Raw genomic sequence first — 16,195 nt, forward strand, 5'->3', positions numbered from 1 at the left:
CCATCAACGGCCGTCAACCGGGAGATGTACGGCCGGGCCGGATCTCTTACAGCCCCTGGCGGATTCAGGCTCGGGCCGTATCGGCAGGCATGACACGGAGCACGAGACAGCCGTGAGTAAACACCCCGCGCGAGTCGCCCGTGCGCGACCGCCACCTGCTCCAGGAGGGAGGCTTCACCACCCTCGCCGACTACCTCACCACCCACGGCCTGGCCCTTGAGATGCTCGTCGGCCACCTGCCCCACAGCTCCGGGAAGACAGGAAAGCCGAGACCAAGCGGGTGCCCTGGAACTGTCCGGAGAGGAGATCCCGAGCCGACATGGCTGGCTCATGACGCTACCTGAGGCACTCGGCCCACCGGCCGGCATCAGTCACAGAGGCTCACAGATCAGCGGTTCAGACCCAGCGTCTCAACTCGCCCTCAACTGCACGCCAGGTCCCGCAGATACGCTGCCGTCCATAGGTGGCCTTGATGACGAGATCCGAGCAGCACGCGCCCGGGCCGACTCATGGACGGTAGCGGCGAGCCGAGCGGGACCACAGCGAGGCAGCGGAGATCCAGCGGCTCCTGGCAGAGGCCGTAGAGCGCTTAAGGCCCTACGGCTCCGAGGTCTTCATCCGGGTGAAGCCCGCGCTGTTCCGCGGCGAGGACAGTCGCCAGCCGGGCCGCGTCTTCCGTAGTGCAGAAGGCGGCGCGCCTGACGGCGTCTGGTCACAGAATGCGCTTGACGAACACCATGTGCTGGGAGACGCCGTTGCCTTCGGCTCCCTGGTAGGAAATGGAGGCGAAGACTTCTCCGCCGGGAGCTCCGTAGACCTCAGGTTCGCTGTACGTGACCGAGGAACTGCCAGTTGCACGCGACCAGCCCGACCAGCTCTGCCCGCCATCGGTGGAGCGGTTGAGGTAGACCTCATGATCATTGGGGCTGACGCACGCAATGCCTGTGTTCTGTTGTGCGCGCCCCTCGGCGCTGTTCGGGTCTGCAGCCGGCTCCTCGGGGCCACCCCGTCCGATGGCGACCGACTCGCACTCTCCACCACCCGGCAACTCGGTAAACGTCGCGGCCCTTGCGGTAGCCACGCTATCGGCGGGGAAGCGGGCGATCCACACACGGCGGTTGTTCCCCACTGCGATGTAGGGGAGCATTACCGGATTCCAGCGTCCGACCTGTCGGGCGCCCTGCGCGATCGAGGCGCTGCCCCTGACGCGAGGATTTGCGTACGGACTCCAGCCGCCCTCCCAGCGGAAGACACCGGCGTGCATCTCGCCGGCCTGCACCGTGAGGCGGTCATTGCTTCTGACGTTCACCATTGTGTAGCCACTGCTGGACGTCACAGTCGGGGCTCCCGAGGCGCCAGCAGTCCCAGGCATCCTCGTCCATGGCGTCCACAGGTTGCCGTCAGCGCCGCGGAGGATGCTGTAGTAGACCTCTCCGTCCAACCCGGCAACGAAGACCACGAGATAGGGGGTGCCGTTGTCGCGATCACTAACAGTGACCATCTCGGGCCGATGAGCGGTCCTGCCGTCATTCGGCATGATCAGCCATGCCCCGTTTGCGAACCGCCACCAGATGCGGTTGTCCTCGCCTCGCAGAACCTCATACAGGTCACCGCGGAACCAAGCTCCGCTCATTGCTTCAGGAGAGCGAGCGGGACCCCCCTCGTTGATCCAGATGCCTTCGGTTGCTGCCGCAGGAGACGCCGACAACCCTACGGTCAAACCGAAACCAGCAAGCAGCGAGATCAACACACGCGGCACACGCCTTCGCGTGGCTCGTCTCTGTCTGGAACATGGCTTCATCATGCTCATTCCTGTTTTTTTCAGGCCCAGGGCTTGAATGCGCGTCGGGCACCTCGATGCCGATTCGGCACGCTCACGGAGAGCAAAAGGTAGCTACCAGGGCGCCCCGCGCCTTGCCTGCAAGCGCATCAACTCCCCTCTGTGCGCGCACTCTTGTCGCGCTGAAGTCGGTGCCGTGCTGACACCGGCGACGGCATCGTCGATGCCGAGCTCGTTGAGGACTAGGATCCCCGAGTTCGTGGGCATCCCGGCCCCGGCCGTGACCTGCAGGACCACAGCCCACGCCGACCTGCACTGGGCGAACCTCACATCACCCTTGCGGCTGCTCGACTGGGAAGGATGGGGCAGGGCCCCCAGGGCTTCGACTGCGCCACCCTCTACGCCTACACACTCCTCCAGCCGAACGTCGCCGCCCGCGTCCACGCCGCCTTCCCCATCCTGGGCAGCCCGGCCGGCCTCGCCGCCGAAGCGACCGTGTGCGCCCAGCTGCTCCGGACCGTCAGCCGCGGCGACAACCTCGTCCTCGAGGACCGGCTCCGGGACTGGTCCGAGGACCTCCGCCGCCGACAGCCCTGAGCTCAGCCCGCCGTGATGTCGATCGCACCGGCGTGTGGCATGAACTGGATCCAGCACCGCCGCCCGAACGCCTCCCGGATCTCCTCCACCGAGCCCAGATCGCGGACATCGGGCCAGGCCCGCGGATCCATCCGCGCGACTTCCACCAGTGCCATCACCTCCCGCACGGCCGTCCCCATACGCCGGGCCGCACAGAGGCGGCAGCCGAAGGCGACCGGCCCGGCGACCGCGCCGCTGGCCCCGCCACGCAGCCGCCGGCCCTCCGTCCTTCACGGCGGGCAGCTTGGAGTCCTCCTGGCCCCAGGACGGCAATGCCCGCGCCAACATGTTCTCCCCGACGCCGCACGTACCTGCCAGCCGGGCGCCTTCAGCAGCACCTCCGCGTCGGCCCGCGGTCGTGCACAGGCTGGTAGTTGCGCCAATGCCAGCAGGACCGCAGCGCCTTCGCCTCGAGCCCGTAGCGGGCAGCGACACGGCGGATCAGCGATGACGTCGTCTCTCCGGTGACGGGGACGACGCGGAAGACACCGGCAGGGTCGGGGGATGCCCGTGTGGGCCATTTCCGGAAGGCGGAGCATGGCGACCTCGGCTTCTGGTGGCGGCGGGTACGCAGGACAGCCCCGCACTCGACCTGCGCGGGTGGAGGGGCGGCACGGGGTCGGTCGCTGCGGTTCAGGCAGCACTGCGTCCTTCGAAGACCCTGCTCTGGCACAGCGGGCACGCCTCCTCTTTTGAGCCCGGCTCCTGAGGGACGTGCGGGCTGGGCACGGCGGTTGTGTGCGGGGCCCAGCCCGTGAGGCTGCGGGACGGGGCCCGAGGTGCGGGCAGGCCGGATTCGCGGCGGGGATCCCGCTGTGCGGCGGGGCTGCCATCGTTGCCGGGAGGTCTCGGTGAGGCCCTCCGTGCCCCGCCAGCCTGCGGCCCGCGTCCAGGGCTGGAGGTGTTCTTTGTTTCGAACACTGCGTACGTCCCGTTGTGCTCCACCAAGAAGTCCGGCTTGAAGTTCTGGACGGTCGTGCCGTTGCGGCGGCTTCCGAGGCCAGGTAACTCTGTGTCCCGCTGACGATGATCTCCTCAACCGTCATGGGCGGAAGCAGATCCATGAGCCGTTTCAACCGCTGTTCGCGCTCGTGGGCCCGTTCCCGCTGCGGTACCTGGCCGCGGCCTGCTCGTCGACCGGCGTCTGCTTGGCCGCGGCTGGACTGGTGATCTTGTCGAAGGCGGTCGTCCACACGGCGTGCTGCTCGGGCGGGACGTCGCAGCCGGTGAGGAAGGCCCGCAGCCGCTTCGCGTCGGCGGGGATGGTGTCGCGTTTGACGATGCGGGCCGCCCTGCTGATGGGCAGGGCGAGGGGGGTGCCCGAGCGGTCCCTGATCTGGCGCAGGCTCGGGGCGCCCGCCCGCTCCCATACCTCTCCAGCGCCCGGCTCAAATCGGCTGCGTCCGCGATGAGTTCGGGCCGGGGCGCGTGTGCCGGCCGGCCGCGTTCTTCGATGCAGGCCCGGCGCCACAGCGCGTGCGTGGGCGCACATCGCGTCCTGCCCGCCGCAGCCCTCCACATAAGCCTCGGCCGTCGCGCGCTGGGGCACGACGGTCCCTGACGCGGCCCGCTTCAGCGTGGCCGACGACAGCCCCGTGCGGCGGGCCAGCGTCTCGTAAGTGATGCCGGCCGTCTTGCGCCAGTGGCGCAGGTGTTCGGCCGGTGGTCGAGCATTTGGCCGCGCAGCTCGGTATCGAGGACCCGTCGGTGGTGAAGCGGTACACCGAGCGGCCGAAGACTGCGTACGAGCACGCGTGGGAGATCCGGGACGCCTACGAGTACCACGAGTACGACGATGCGGAGTGGTCCCGGCGGTTTCGCACCTTCCTTCACGGCCGGGCGTGGACGCAGACCCTCTCATTCGAAGCCATCGGTCCCGAGGATCGCCGCGACCACCGGACCGCCCGACCTCAGAACGTCCACTACGAAACGTCCTCGCCCGACCCCGAGCCGGCGCAGTGCCCGCCCGTGGTCGGCGGCTACGACCAGAACCGCGCCGAGGAGCATCACCTGCCAGCCCGCCAGCAGCGGCCGCCGGGCTGCGCGCGGCAGCTCCGCGACCGACGCGCGCAGCCGTGCGCAGTGGAACGGGACGTGCCGCTCCTCATCTGCCAGGATGCGGTCGGCGACCTCCGCCGTCAGCGGATCGTCGGTCCCGTCACGCAGCGCCCGGTAGTAGCGCAGGGCCACCACCTCCGCGACCATCAGGAGCAGCAGCTCCGTCTGTAACCCCGGCACGCGACGCAGTCGGGCGAATGCCGTGTCGCTCCAGTGCCCGGCCTGCGTCGTCGCCCCGCCCGCCGTGAGCAGCAGAGCGAGGAGCCTCGCGTGGTTCTTCTCCTCGGCGACGAACAGCCGCAGGGCTGCCGCGTACTCCGGATCGCCCGCCGCGTCCGCCTTGGCGAACAGGGCCGAGCTGTCGCCGTCCTCGCCGGCCTGGAATCGCTGGATGCTCGCCCGCACCGCCGGGGGCAGCGAGGCACCCGCCTCCCAGCGTGGGTCGGGCCGGGCTGCGCGGCGGTCCCGTTCGGTCTCGAAGTGATGGGCCCATTCGGCGAATCCCGATGCACTCATGCCGCTCTCTTCCATCCCCCGCCCCGCCTGGACGGGGCGGGGTCTCCTCGGTCGTGGGGACGCGGCGGGGGGTGGCGCAGTTCCCGTCTCGAACCCGCCCTCCGAGGCGGCGGGCGGAGATCGGCTGTGAGCGTCCTGTCTGCTGGACCGGCAGCGCGGGGGCACCGGAGCCCCTGCCTTTTCCCCGGTGTCCCTCCGGCCGGTCGGGCCCGGCACCAGGCGGCTCAGGCGGCGCGTAGAGTGCCGAGGGCGGCGGGGTCCCGGAGAGGCTGAACCGACCCGAAGCGCACACGAGTTCAGCCAGCGCTCCTCGGCACGCTTCGCCTATCGCGGACGGCGGCGCGGACGACGCGCGGCGGCCTCGGCACCCTCCACCCAGTGGAGGTACCAGCGTGCGAATCCGACCGGCGTCCGTGGCTCGCCGAGGGGGCGGAACTCACCGTCCCCCGGGCGGTCGTCCGCCCACATACGGCCACTCTCCGGGCCTGTCAGGACGAGCCAGTCGCAGTAACCGCAGCCCTCATGACTGAGCTTCAACGCACCGCGCGTGACCCAGTCGAAGAGTTCGTCACCCGCGGTCATCCAGGCGCTGTATGCCGCGAAGTACGCCTCTTCGTCGGCGAAGCCGGGCAGGTGTGGCTGCCTGTCCTCGTGCTCCGCCAGAACCTGCCACCGTTCCTCCCCCGTCAGAAACGGAAGCCGCAGGTAGTCGTGGCGCAGGTGGCGGTCCACGTTGCTCCACAGCCATCCCGCGTCCGTCCGGCGCAGGACGCTGAGCCCGTAGCCAGGGCCCGCACCCCCGGCACCGACCTCAAGCAGGAAGCTCCGGTATTCCGCCGGCAGCGAGACACCCCACCGGGCCTCCGCCTCGGCGACCTCCGGCTCCGACAGCGGATCCGCGAACCGGAAGTGATGACCCGATCCCCCGGCCAGGTCCCATGCCCCGAAGACCTGCTGTGCCTCGTCCACCCGGGCCAGCGCCTCCACCCGCTCGCGGACCCCACTCCACATCGTCTCCCCCATGAACCGAACTCTAGGCCAGGGCAACGGCGCTCTCACCCGATGAAGTTGCCTCGAGTGCGCTGCCGTTCCTCGGCGGCCTCGTTCCGTAGGCGTTCGGCTGTGCCTTCGTCGACCGCGGCGGAGAAACCGGGCGTGTGTGCAGCGAAGTGGTTGTACGCGTCCAGGCCGAAGACGGCGTAGGCAGCCGCCGCCTCATCGGGACCGTACGGCTCGGTCCGCTTCGCAGGGTCCAGATGCGCGTGACGCGCCCGCGCCTGACGGACCGCCTGCTCGCCGCGCTCCGTCAGCACGGGCAGCAGCAGCGCCGCGGGCTTGTAGTCGTCCGGCATGGTGAGTACCCAGGCGACCACGACCATCGCAAGCGCCGTCCACCCCGCCATCAGTGCGTAGCGCCAGTGAAGGAACAGGAACACCACGAGCGCGGCGAGCGGCAGGCTCAGTGCGGCAACCATCCAGGACCACACAGGGCGAGGCGCCTTGAAGTCGACGAACACGCCTCTGCCCCGTAAGTACCCTTCCTGGTACAGGCTTTGGGCGATCGGGTGCGTGACGCTGTGCGGGGCTACGGCGACGGGGTTCTCGTTGTACGCGAGGGACCAGATCTTCTGCTCCGTGTCCGACGCGTCGGGCGAGGGCCCTCTCCGACGGCCGGCCGAGCGCTGCAGGGTCGGCTTCCCGTCGTGCGTCGTGCCCGGCTTCAGGATCCCACGTGCCACCATGTCGATGATCACGGTCCAGAACGCACTGTGGGTTCCGCCGTCCCCCTGGACGAGGACGGCGATCCGGGGGATTCCCAGCCGGAGATCGTCGTCCGGCACGGCGTCGGCGGGATCCGGTTTCCCCGCCTCGTAGCGGGCCAGGGCCTCCGCGACCGCCTTCGCGCGCACCCTGTCGTCGAGCGCCAGGGCTCCCGCCACGAGGGACGCATAACCCAGGACGTAACCGGCCCACGCGAACCAAGTGACCATCTCGACAGTGTCAAGGACATGATCCGGCAATGGCAAGAGACAAGCGCCCCGCCTCGTGCAGCTCTTTGGACCTGGACGACCTGGTCGAGCACTGAACGCTGTTGAGCTTGTTCCTTATCGACGGGCCCGGTCGTGTGATCACTCTTTGGAGTGATTACAGGGTATGAGGGGGCCTTCCTCGTGATCCCGGAGCGGTTCATCAGCGCAGGTTGGTGGGGGCCGGCCGGATCGTCTGTGTCTGCTTCCGGATGCGTATGGGCGTGGGTTTGACGGCCGCTTTCACCGGTTGGACAGGGTGCGGTGACGTGCGTGGTGGTTGGGGAGGGCGGGTGAGGCGGCGGACCATGAGGGTGAGTGGGTGGAGCTGACCAACACCACCCGCCAGGCGGTCAACCAGGATGGCTGGACCCTCGAGGACGCCTCCGGCCACACCTACACCTTCGACGGCGCCGCCTGGCCGGCCGCGCCGCCGTCCGCGTCCACACTGGCCAGGGCTACGACACCCGCACCGACCTCTACCAGGGCAGCCGCGCCTACGTGTGGAACAACGACCGTGACACCGCGACCCTGAGCAACGCCCGCGGCCGCGTCGTCGACGAGGAGTCCGGGGGCTCCCGCCGCCACGGCGGCCGCCACTGACCACCCCCCTGGCGGGCCGGTGACGTTCGGCCTGACGATCACCAGCCTGCGGGCGGTGTGCCCGGGCACAGCCGTCTTCCGGCGGTCATATCGAGGGCGACGGAGGAAGTCATGGCCGCGAGATGGATTGGCGCGCGCATGGGGCGGAGACTCAGCTCGCCCCCTGGGCGATGAGTCAGGCTCGGCCGGGTCAGCGGCTCGGCCACCGTGCTCAGCGCAAGGCCGACGGCGGCCGCCGACAACCTGCCCGCCGCGAGCCCGCCGGGGCTTGGGCTGTGTTACCGCAAGCGTGATCACGCGGCGTTTCTCGCCGGGGCCGGTGCCCCGGGGCGGGTCACAGCGCGAACGCCGGGATTCCGGAGGTAGGGGTCACACCGCACACTCCCCGTGCCTGTGAGGGCGCTGCGGGTGGCGGCGCGAGGGCCGGCCCGATCAGCGGTATGACGGCCGCCAGCATCTGCGCCTCGCTCGCGGTCCCGTCCACGACCAGATCGGCCGCCGCCCGGGAGGGCGCGACGTGGGCTGCGTGGCGGTCCCTGCCGGTCTGCAGATAGTTGCGCAGGGACAATTGGGGGTCCTGCCGCTGCATCTCGATCTTTCGGAGGATCTTGCGGGCCAGGCGTATGTCGTCGGGGGTGTCGACATACACCCGCCAGGCCGCCCGCCGGACCACGGACGGCAGTGACAGTGCGAACAGGCCCTCGACCACGACCAGCAGCACGCCGGGGCGCAGCAGTGCCGTGTCGATGGCGCGTGCGACCGCTGTTTCGTCGATCGACCCTGGATGATTCCAGTCGAGGACGTCGTGCCCGTCGGCACTGACCGTCCACACGCCCCTCAGGGGGTCGTGCGCGGGCACGTAGTAGTCGTCCAGATGGACCAGCGCGATGCTCTCGGGACACTGCAGCGACAGGGCTTCGGCAAGGGTGGACTTGCCGGATGCGGTGCCGCCTGCGACGGCCAGTACACCCGTCATACCGGGCGCTCCTCATGTGCTCAAAGGGGATAGACGAAGCGGCCGGACAAGCCGGGTGCAGGGAATGTACGGCGGCGTGATCGCCCATGACAAGCGGGGAAACGCGGCCTGGTTCAGCGCAGGCCGGGACCGCGACCTTTGGCCGGCCTGCGCACCGGTCTCGGCGATGCCGCGGACTTGCAGTGTAGAAGGAGCGGTCCTTGAGCGCGGGCGTGACGTACAGGCCGCCGCCGGGCTGGCAGCCGACCTGGAAGGGGCCCCGGCAGCCGAAGCCCAGAGCCGGCCAAGCAGCGTAAGCGGCTCAAGGCGGCCGGTGTACGCCGGTTCTACGACGCCCAGGCGCCCGGTCGGGCCCCGGCAGAACCGCATCGGCAGTGCTGCGGCCACCTTCGAGGAAGTCGCCCCGACCCGGGAGGTCTTCTACTCCACCCGGCTCGCCGAGCACCACCTGGTCGCCCTCGACGACACCGGCCGATTGCTGGGCTGGGCCACCCCGGTGCCGGCCTCCGACCGGTGCGCGTACGCCGGCGTGGTCGAGCACTCCGTCTACGTCGACCCCGTCGCCCACGCGCGGGGCGTCGGCCTGGCCCTGCTGCAGGCGCTGCCGGCCTCCACCGACGCCGCCGGGAGGGCCGGTTCCCTGACCTGATCGACATCGTCCGGGAGGTCCACGTCCCCGCCGGCCTGGGCGGGCGTGGACGCGTTCCTCGCGGAGATGCCGCCTCCTGGAGCCCTACCTGCTCCTGCGCGACGCCTTCATCCTGAACTTCGTCACGACCGCGGCCCCCGTGAACGCGGACGTCGCCTCCTGGGGGCCGCGCCGTATCGCCGGCATCGTGGTCAACATGCAGGCATACCTCGAGGGACGCCCCTACCCGGGCGCTCTCGGAACGCACTGACAGCGGTGACTCGGAAGCCCCGGACCGCGCCGCTCCGGGCCACCGCCGGCCCGGATGCGCTGCGTCCCGCCTCGGCTCCCTGGCCGGGGCGGGACGCGAAGTACAGGTCCTACCGGTACCAGTACTTCACGCGCGCTGTAGGAGTAGCTGCCGTCTTGCACTTCGCCGTCGCACCGCGCGGATGAGGGCTGTTGGCCTTGCACACCCCGGTCGTGTGCCGGGCACACGTCGCCGCCGCTGCCTCCGAAGCCAACGCCACCGGCGCCAGCAGCGCCCCCGCGACGACGACTGCCGTCACAGCCCCCTTCAACCTGGCCAGCATTCAAGGCCCCCTTCCGTAGACGGAGACGCGATCATCCGCCCCCAGCCCGGCGTCACGCGGCAGATGCCGGCGCCGGTCACCAGGCCGTGACGGACGTAGTCGAACAGACACCGCAGGTTCGATCCGTCAGAACATCCGGTCGAACGCGTCCAGCCAGGCTTCCAAGACCACGTAAGGGGCGGGATGGGCGGCGCGGACGCAGCCGGGGATCGGGCGCGCTCACTGGTGTTGCGCGTCGCCGGGGCAGCCGAGCCGTGCCGCCGTCAGCGCGGTGGTAATGGCAGGGCCGTGCGGGGCCGTGAGTTCCGGGTGTGTCGGACGGGCGGGAGGGGCAGGATCGGGGCCGGATGCGCCGGTTCGTCAGGTGATCGGCTTGATCGGTGGGGAAGCAGTGGACCACAAGGACGACGTGGCGAGCGCGTTGGAGGACCTGCGGCGGCAGCTGTACCGGGCCCAGGACGAGGGCCGGGGGGAGCAGTTCCGGTTCGAGGTGGAGAAAGCCGAACTGCACCTGGAGGTGCAGGTCCGCAAGGACGCCACGGGCAAGGCCAAGCTGTCCATCGGCGCGGCCGGGGCCGAGGCGGGCGGGGCCACGGGGCAGAGCCGCACCCACAAGCTGGTGCTCGTGCTGAACGTGCGGGACGACGCGACGAACGACCCGGTTGAGATCCAGCGGGAGGAGCACCGGATCGGCTCCGCCTGGGGCTCGGGCGGAGCGGGGGCGACGACGCGGAGGGGGCGCCGGCATGGGACACCGAACGGGACGATCCCGCCGCATGCCGCCCCGAGGGCGACGCGGGGCCGCGCACCGCCTGGAGAAGGTGACGCGCCCCGATGGGCCTGACCGAGCAGGACCTGGCCCGGCTGACCTTGGTGCAGTTCAGCCTCCGTCCCGGGCACGTGAGTGCTCCGGCTGGCTCCTCGGGCCGCGCCTGGTGCTGACCGCACGCCACGTCGTCACCGAACGGGACGGCACCCCGCTGCCGGAGATCCAGGTACAGGTGGGTGATCCGCGCACCGGCGCGCCTTTATCGCCGCCGGTCCGGCGCGGGGCCCGGATCTGCTGGTCCCGGCCCGGCCCCGTGTCCGGGGGCGCCCCCGACGTGGCCCTGCTCCTGCTGGACGTGCCCGTGACCGCGGGAGCCGCACCGCCGGTGCGCTGGGGCCGGATCACCGGCATCACCGAACTCCCGTACCAGGGCTTCGGGTTCCCCCGGTTCGCCGACCCCCGGGACCTGACGGGGCGCAGCCCGCTGAAGAACCCGGTCGAGCACCTCCGCGGGCAGCTTTCACCGGTGTCCACCGACGGCTTGGACGCCTTGGTCCTGGACACCGGTGCTTGGCCACCCGAGTCGGCCGCCCCGGAGCAGCAGTGGTCGGGCGCCTCAGGCACCGCCGTGTTCTGCCACGGCCGCCTGGTCGGCGTCGTCAGCGAGGCGTACGGCGGGCTCCGCCAGTACGCCTACCCCGTCGGTCCCCTGCTGGCGGACGCCGGGTTCGTCCGGCTCGTCACGGAACACGGCGGCGGAAGGCCGTTCCTCGAAACCGTCCGCGCTGTCCGCGGAGATCCGTTGGCCCCGGAGGTGTCCTGGCCGGTTGAACTCGGACGGGCACCCGCGCTGGCGACCGCCTTCCAGCCGCGCGCAGCCCTGCGGAAGCAGATCATCGAACAACGTGGCTGGGCGCGAGCCCAGTTGGGCGGCAGCACCCGCACTCTGCGAGTCCTGGTTGCCCACCTCGGCGTCGACAGTCCGATTCCCGAAAGAGACGTGCGGGCGGTCGCCGCCCTCAGCTCGAACCACCAAGGCGCCCGCGTCATCAACTACCTGCGGCGACGAGGCCTCCTCACAGTCGAGGAGCCGGTCGATAGGCACGTTGCCGCAGCCCACAGAACCGCGGACGGTCTGCCGAAGGCATACGGAGACGCGGTCCATGCCTGGATCGATGTGCTGACCGGGCAGGGCAGCAAGCCGAGCCTGCCTCGCACCCCGGAGACCGCCAACCGCTATGTCCGCGACGTCGCCCCCACGCTGCAGGCTTGGCACACGACAGGGATCGGCGACCCTCGGGAGATCACCAAGAAGCACATCGAGGACGTCCTCAGACCACGGCGGGGAACCGCCGCCCGCGGCCTCCACGTCGGTCTCCGCTCGATGTTCCGGGCCCTGAAACGTGAGCGGTTGATCTTCCAAGACCCTGCCCGCAGGGTCTCCCTGGCCGTTGCCCGGCACCTGCCGACCCCGCTGCCCTCGGACCGCCTCCGGGGCCTGCTCGGCAAGGTCCCCGGGTTCCGCGACAAGCTGAACGTCGCGCTGTCAGCGGTCCATGCCCTCACCATGATCCAGATCCGCCGCTTGCGACTGGAGGACCCCTACCGGGCCCGCGGCCAGCTGCGAGTCCGCCGCCCCGGCCGCCTCGATCACGTCGTCTATCTCGATGAACTCACCATGGACCCGGTGACCGCCTGGATCATCGAGCGCGTCGAGCGCTGGCCCGACTGCACCAACCCCTACCTGATCGTCAGCAGGCAGACCGCGGTCGACGACCTTCAGCCCCTGGTCAGCGCGGAAGTCGTCAAACCCGTTCGAGCGAGCGGGCATCAGGGCAGGCAAGCTTCGGCAGGACCGGCTCTTCGACGAAGCCCGGGAGACCGCCGACCCGATCCGACTCATCCGTGTCTTCGGCGTCTGCAGCGCGACCGCGACCAAATAGCCGCCGCCCACCCGGACAAGAAGATCGACCCCATCCAGGCATGAAGCTCTATATTGACTTTTTCGACGTTTTTCGGGTTCCGTAGCCCTCTGTGAAACCTGCTGGTCAGGAGCTCAGCGTCTCGTGTTTCGCATTTTTTCGGCGGCATGGCCGCACTGGGCCGCAGCAGCCGCCCTTGCAACGATCTATTGATCAACTGTCGTGCCGGCGTGACTGCTTCTCCCGCATGGCTTCCATCCATAACTGCGTCACCACTTGCCTAGATGCCGAATCAAGTGGCGATTCACCGTAGTGGAAGGATCTGTCTCGCATGGCCTCTACGAGCGCGATGGCCGTCTCGGCCTCTCGGGGAATCCTTCTGCCATTCAGCCATTCGCTGATTGAGCTCATCCCCACCGGATGGCCACGTTCCTCCAGCCAGAAGGCGATCTGTTTCAGTGGTGGGCGTCCAGCCAGCTCGTAGGTCCGCCTGAACTCGTCGGTGAGCCGTATGGCGGCCTCACCAGGCGTGCTACTCGGCAGCCTCCGAGTGGTTGCTTCGGGCTCGGTTGAGGCGACTGCGCGCGGCAGGCCGCCACGTTCTCGTGCAGTCTTCTCACCCACGGCCTCCTCCCAGGCATCGAGAGCCCGCCGGACGGCCTGCTTACGCTCCTCTTCGTCAACGTCAGTGTCCCCATCGCTCCTCTTCTCGAAGAGAGCGTTTACGAGCACGTCTACCAGGCGCCGGCTCGGAAGATCTGGGCCTCTGAGCGCCTTATGCAGAGCCTGACGCGAGTAACAACCTGTCATCTTCCGCATCGCTTCCAAGGAAGGGTCTCCCCGCTTCAGGACGAACTCCTGCATAAGCGCGAAGAAGTCGAACTGCGGGCCCGGTGGCGCCAGTGGAATTCCTAAGCGTCGCTTGGCCAAGATCGCTCCCCCCAAAAAAGGCAAGTTGTCAACCAGTTGTCGCCAGCTCGTCCACAACTTATCGCCAAGGGCCAAAGCGTTGAGCTGCGGGTTCTCGGCTGTAGTACAACGGATTCGTTCGCAGAAACCGGACGTCCGCCGAACCTGATGGTTACTCGGCTCTCACACGCGAGCCATCAGGTCAGGCGGGCGCTACGACCGAGAGCAGGCTGCATGCGCAAACTCCGGCACCAGTGGTGATCGGCGCGGGGCTGGCCGGTCTGACCGCGGCGCGGGAGCTCGTCGCGGCGGGCAAGTCGGTCGCCGTGCTGGAGGCCCGTGACCGGGTCGGCGGCCGGCTGCTCAACCACGACCTCGGCGACGGGCAAGTGACCGAGATCGGCGGGCAGTACGTGGGTCCGACCCAGGACCGCATCCTGGCGCTGGCCAAGGAGGTCGGCGTGGACACCTACCAGGCCGCCATTCCCGGCGAGGCCGTCTACGTCAACGACGGCAAGGCCAAGCGGTTCACGGGGCACACCCCGCCGGACCTGCTCGCGCTGCCGGATATGGGCATTGCCCTGGCCCGTGTCGGCCAGGCGGCGGCCAAGGTGGACCCGGCCGCCCCGTGGAAGGCCCCGAACGCCCGTGAGCTGGACGCCATGACCTACGAGACCTGGCTGCGCAAGGCCGAGATCACCGGCGACGCCGTCGACATGATCAGCCTCTTCCTGAACTCCGCCTACGGCGGCGAGGCCCGCGACGCCTCCGCCCTGTTCAGCCTCTGGTACGTCTCGACGTTCGGCAACGAGACCCACCCCGGCACCATGGAGCGCGGCACCGGCACCACCGGGGGCGCCCAGGACAGCCGCTTCGTCGGCGGCTCACAGCTCGTCGCCCAGCGCCTGGCCGAAGAACTCGACGGCCGCGTCCATCTGTCGGCGCCGGTACGACGCGTCAGCCAGGACTCCACCGGTGTCACCGTGGTCTCCGACGGCGGTGACTGGCGGGCCGACCGAGTGATTGTCGCCGTACCGCCGCTGGTGGCCTCGCGGATCGTGTGGGACCCGCTGCTCCCCGCCCAGCAGGACCAGCTCTTCCAGCGGCTGCCGTTCGGCACCCTCATGAAGTGCGTCGCCGTCTACGACAAGCCGTTCTGGCGGGAGGACGGGCTCTCCGGCATGGGCCTGCTGCGCGGCGGCTCCCCCATCCGCGAGATGTTCGACAACACCCCGCCCGACGGCGGACCGGGCGTCCTGATGGGCTTCCTCGGCGGCCGGGAATGGCGCAAGTGGGCCCACCGCCCGGCCGTCGAGCGCCGAGGCGCCGTCTTGCGCTGCTTCGCCCAGGTCGTCGGGGACCGTGCCTTCGACACCGTCGACTACGTCGAGCAGGACTGGACCGCCGAGCAGTGGACCCAGGGCGGCCCCACCTCCGTCGCCGCCCCCGGCGTGCTCACCGACTTCGGCCAGTGGATGGGCCGCCCCCACGGCCGCGTGCACTGGGCGGGCGCCGAGTTCTCCCCCTACTGGAACGGCTACATGGACGGCGCGGTCCGCTCCGGCCGCCACACCGCCATCGAACTGCTCCTCCACCAGAACTGAGCGCAAGAAGCACCGACAAGCAAGGGAACCCTGTCATGAACCGTTTCGTCGTCACCGAGACCGCCGTCATCGACGCCCCCCTCGGGCGGGTCTGGGACGTCATCTCCCGCACCGACCGGTACGCCGAGTGGGTCGCCGGAGCCATCGAGGTCACCGACCACCACGGCGTCGCCACCATCGGCAAGACCTACTCCGAGCGCACCCGCACCCTCGGCCCGCTCAAGACCGACTCGGTCTGGACCGTCGTGGAGATCGTGCCCCTGAAGCGCCGCGTCGACACCGGCACCGGATTCGCCCCGCTCCAGGACATCACCAACATCTTCGAGTTCCGCCCGGTCCAGACCGCCGACGGCCGGGAGGCGACGGAGATGCTCTACCAGGTCGAGTACACCATCGGCCTCGGTCCGCTGGGCCTGCTCCTCGACTCCGTACAGCAGCCCGCGATGCGCGCCGGCATGCGCACCTCCATGGCCAACCTCAACACCCTGCTCCGTTCCGAGGCGTCGAGGACCGCTCGCTGACTGGCGGCGACATGCTCCTGGGCCGGCGGCCCGTCCGCCGGTCCGACCGGCCGCCGCCCATGAGCGGCCCTCATCACGTACCGATGATTTGTCGAGCGACCTGTTCGACAGACTGAGTCGGATAGGATCGCTTCATGGCTCACGTATCCGCGGCGGAGCGCCGCCCGCAACTGATCAAGGCGGCCATCGGCCTCATGGCCAGGGAGGGCGTCGCCGCCGGCAGCACCCGCGCCATCGCCGCCGAGCTCGGCGTGGCACAGGCGACCGTGCACTACACCTTCGGCACGAAGGAGGAGCTGTACCGGGCCGTCATGGAACAGCTCACGCACGACCTCGTCGACCAGGTGACACGGGCCGCGCCCACGGACGTGAGCTTCGAGGAAAGCATCGTCACGCTCGCCGAAGCACTCTGGCGTACCGTGCTCGAACAGCCCGCGTCGTATCAGCTGCTCACCGAGCTGAGCATGCTCGCCCTGCGTACGCCACACCTGAAGGAGGCTCTTCAGAGCCACCACGGCGAGGTCCTGGCGGTGACGACGAAGCAGGTCGAGCAGGCTGCCGAACGCACCGGTCACCGGCTCGCTCAGCCCGCCGAGGCGATCGCGAGGTTCTTCCAGGCCGGCTTCGACGGACTGACGATGCAGCACCTCTCC

The 16,195-nt window shown here is 69.6% G+C and carries 15 protein-coding genes and 2 pseudogenes; 9 read left to right on the forward strand and 8 right to left on the reverse strand.

Annotated elements, in window-relative coordinates; genetic code table 11:
- Positions 1-712 precede the first annotated feature (712 nt).
- The gene (locus AQJ58_RS39870) at positions 713-1,750 is read right to left on the reverse strand and encodes a hypothetical protein (RefSeq protein ID WP_159056416.1); all 1,038 of its coding nucleotides are present in this window, start codon (positions 1,748-1,750) and stop codon (positions 713-715) included.
- A gap of 390 nt (positions 1,751-2,140) precedes the next feature.
- Between AQJ58_RS39870 and AQJ58_RS39880 the strand changes: the two genes are divergently transcribed.
- Positions 2,141-2,377 carry a hypothetical protein gene (locus tag AQJ58_RS39880; protein ID WP_067259514.1) on the forward strand — a complete coding sequence of 79 codons (237 nt, stop codon included), beginning with the start codon at positions 2,141-2,143 and terminating at the stop codon, positions 2,375-2,377.
- A 2-nt stretch (positions 2,378-2,379) separates the two neighbouring features.
- Here AQJ58_RS39880 and AQJ58_RS44135 read toward each other — a convergent pair whose 3' ends face one another.
- Positions 2,380-2,532 carry a hypothetical protein gene (locus AQJ58_RS44135; protein WP_199844804.1) on the reverse strand — a complete coding sequence of 51 codons (153 nt, stop codon included), beginning with the start codon at positions 2,530-2,532 and terminating at the stop codon, positions 2,380-2,382.
- Positions 2,533-3,488: 956 nt separating this feature from the next.
- Entirely contained in the window at positions 3,489-4,067 is a 579-nt protein-coding gene (locus AQJ58_RS44140) for a helix-turn-helix domain-containing protein (RefSeq protein ID WP_234360474.1), read from the reverse strand.
- An 8-nt stretch (positions 4,068-4,075) separates the two neighbouring features.
- Here AQJ58_RS44140 and AQJ58_RS45590 point away from each other — a divergent pair.
- Positions 4,076-4,312: pseudogene (locus tag AQJ58_RS45590) on the forward strand (DUF4158 domain-containing protein); the annotation flags it as partial.
- Here the strand turns inward: AQJ58_RS45590 and AQJ58_RS39890 are convergent.
- From AQJ58_RS39890 to AQJ58_RS39900, 3 genes are all read right to left on the reverse strand, one after another.
- Positions 4,274-4,990, reverse strand: a complete 717-nt coding sequence (locus AQJ58_RS39890) for a ferritin-like domain-containing protein (RefSeq protein WP_067259534.1) — start codon at positions 4,988-4,990, stop codon at positions 4,274-4,276. The pseudogene AQJ58_RS45590 and the gene AQJ58_RS39890 sit on opposite strands and share 39 nt — an antisense overlap.
- Before the next feature lie 324 nt (positions 4,991-5,314).
- On the reverse strand, positions 5,315-6,013 hold the full coding sequence (locus AQJ58_RS39895; protein ID WP_067259517.1) for an SMI1/KNR4 family protein: 699 nt from the start codon (positions 6,011-6,013) through the stop codon (positions 5,315-5,317).
- Positions 6,014-6,045: 32 nt separating this feature from the next.
- Positions 6,046-6,981, reverse strand: coding sequence for a TIGR04222 domain-containing membrane protein (locus AQJ58_RS39900; RefSeq protein ID WP_067259519.1), 936 nt, complete (start codon positions 6,979-6,981; stop codon positions 6,046-6,048).
- 352 nt (positions 6,982-7,333) lie between these two features.
- Here AQJ58_RS39900 and AQJ58_RS42205 point away from each other — a divergent pair.
- A pseudogene (locus AQJ58_RS42205) lies at positions 7,334-7,620 on the forward strand (lamin tail domain-containing protein); the annotation flags it as partial.
- Between the two features lie 334 nt (positions 7,621-7,954).
- Here the strand turns inward: AQJ58_RS42205 and AQJ58_RS39905 are convergent.
- Positions 7,955-8,596 (reverse strand): uridine kinase family protein, encoded by a 642-nt coding sequence (locus AQJ58_RS39905; protein ID WP_067259521.1) that lies wholly within the window; start codon positions 8,594-8,596, stop codon positions 7,955-7,957.
- Between the two features lie 313 nt (positions 8,597-8,909).
- Between AQJ58_RS39905 and AQJ58_RS39910 the strand changes: the two genes are divergently transcribed.
- The 3 genes from AQJ58_RS39910 to AQJ58_RS39920 all read left to right on the forward strand — a co-directional run bounded on the left by AQJ58_RS39910 (position 8,910) and on the right by AQJ58_RS39920 (position 12,573).
- A complete protein-coding gene (locus AQJ58_RS39910; protein ID WP_067259523.1) occupies positions 8,910-9,245 on the forward strand; it encodes a GNAT family N-acetyltransferase in 336 nt (111 codons plus the stop codon).
- Between the two features lie 945 nt (positions 9,246-10,190).
- Positions 10,191-10,661, forward strand: coding sequence for a trypco2 family protein (locus AQJ58_RS39915; RefSeq protein WP_159056417.1), 471 nt, complete (start codon positions 10,191-10,193; stop codon positions 10,659-10,661).
- Between the two features lie 91 nt (positions 10,662-10,752).
- Positions 10,753-12,573: a hypothetical protein gene (locus AQJ58_RS39920; protein ID WP_067259527.1), complete on the forward strand. Its 1,821-nt coding sequence runs from the start codon at positions 10,753-10,755 to the stop codon at positions 12,571-12,573.
- A gap of 148 nt (positions 12,574-12,721) precedes the next feature.
- On the opposite strand, the gene AQJ58_RS43685 is transcribed toward AQJ58_RS39920, so the two are convergent.
- Positions 12,722-13,438 (reverse strand): hypothetical protein, encoded by a 717-nt coding sequence (locus AQJ58_RS43685; RefSeq protein WP_159056418.1) that lies wholly within the window; start codon positions 13,436-13,438, stop codon positions 12,722-12,724.
- Positions 13,439-13,671: 233 nt separating this feature from the next.
- On the opposite strand from AQJ58_RS43685, the gene AQJ58_RS39925 reads away from it, so the two are divergent.
- The 3 genes from AQJ58_RS39925 to AQJ58_RS39935 form a co-directional block, all read left to right on the forward strand.
- On the forward strand, positions 13,672-15,021 hold the full coding sequence (locus AQJ58_RS39925) for a flavin monoamine oxidase family protein (protein WP_234360473.1): 1,350 nt from the start codon (positions 13,672-13,674) through the stop codon (positions 15,019-15,021).
- Positions 15,022-15,056: 35 nt separating this feature from the next.
- Positions 15,057-15,542, forward strand: a complete 486-nt coding sequence (locus AQJ58_RS39930) for an SRPBCC family protein (RefSeq protein WP_067259531.1) — start codon at positions 15,057-15,059, stop codon at positions 15,540-15,542.
- Positions 15,543-15,676: 134 nt separating this feature from the next.
- Positions 15,677-16,195, forward strand: a 519-nt coding sequence (locus AQJ58_RS39935) for a TetR/AcrR family transcriptional regulator (RefSeq protein WP_067259532.1), incomplete at its 3' end; no start/stop codon positions are given.

Origin of the sequence: Streptomyces sp. DSM 15324 (genome assembly GCF_001514285.1) — a bacterium.
In the GTDB taxonomy this organism is placed as follows: Bacteria; Actinomycetota; Actinomycetes; order Streptomycetales; family Streptomycetaceae; genus Streptomyces.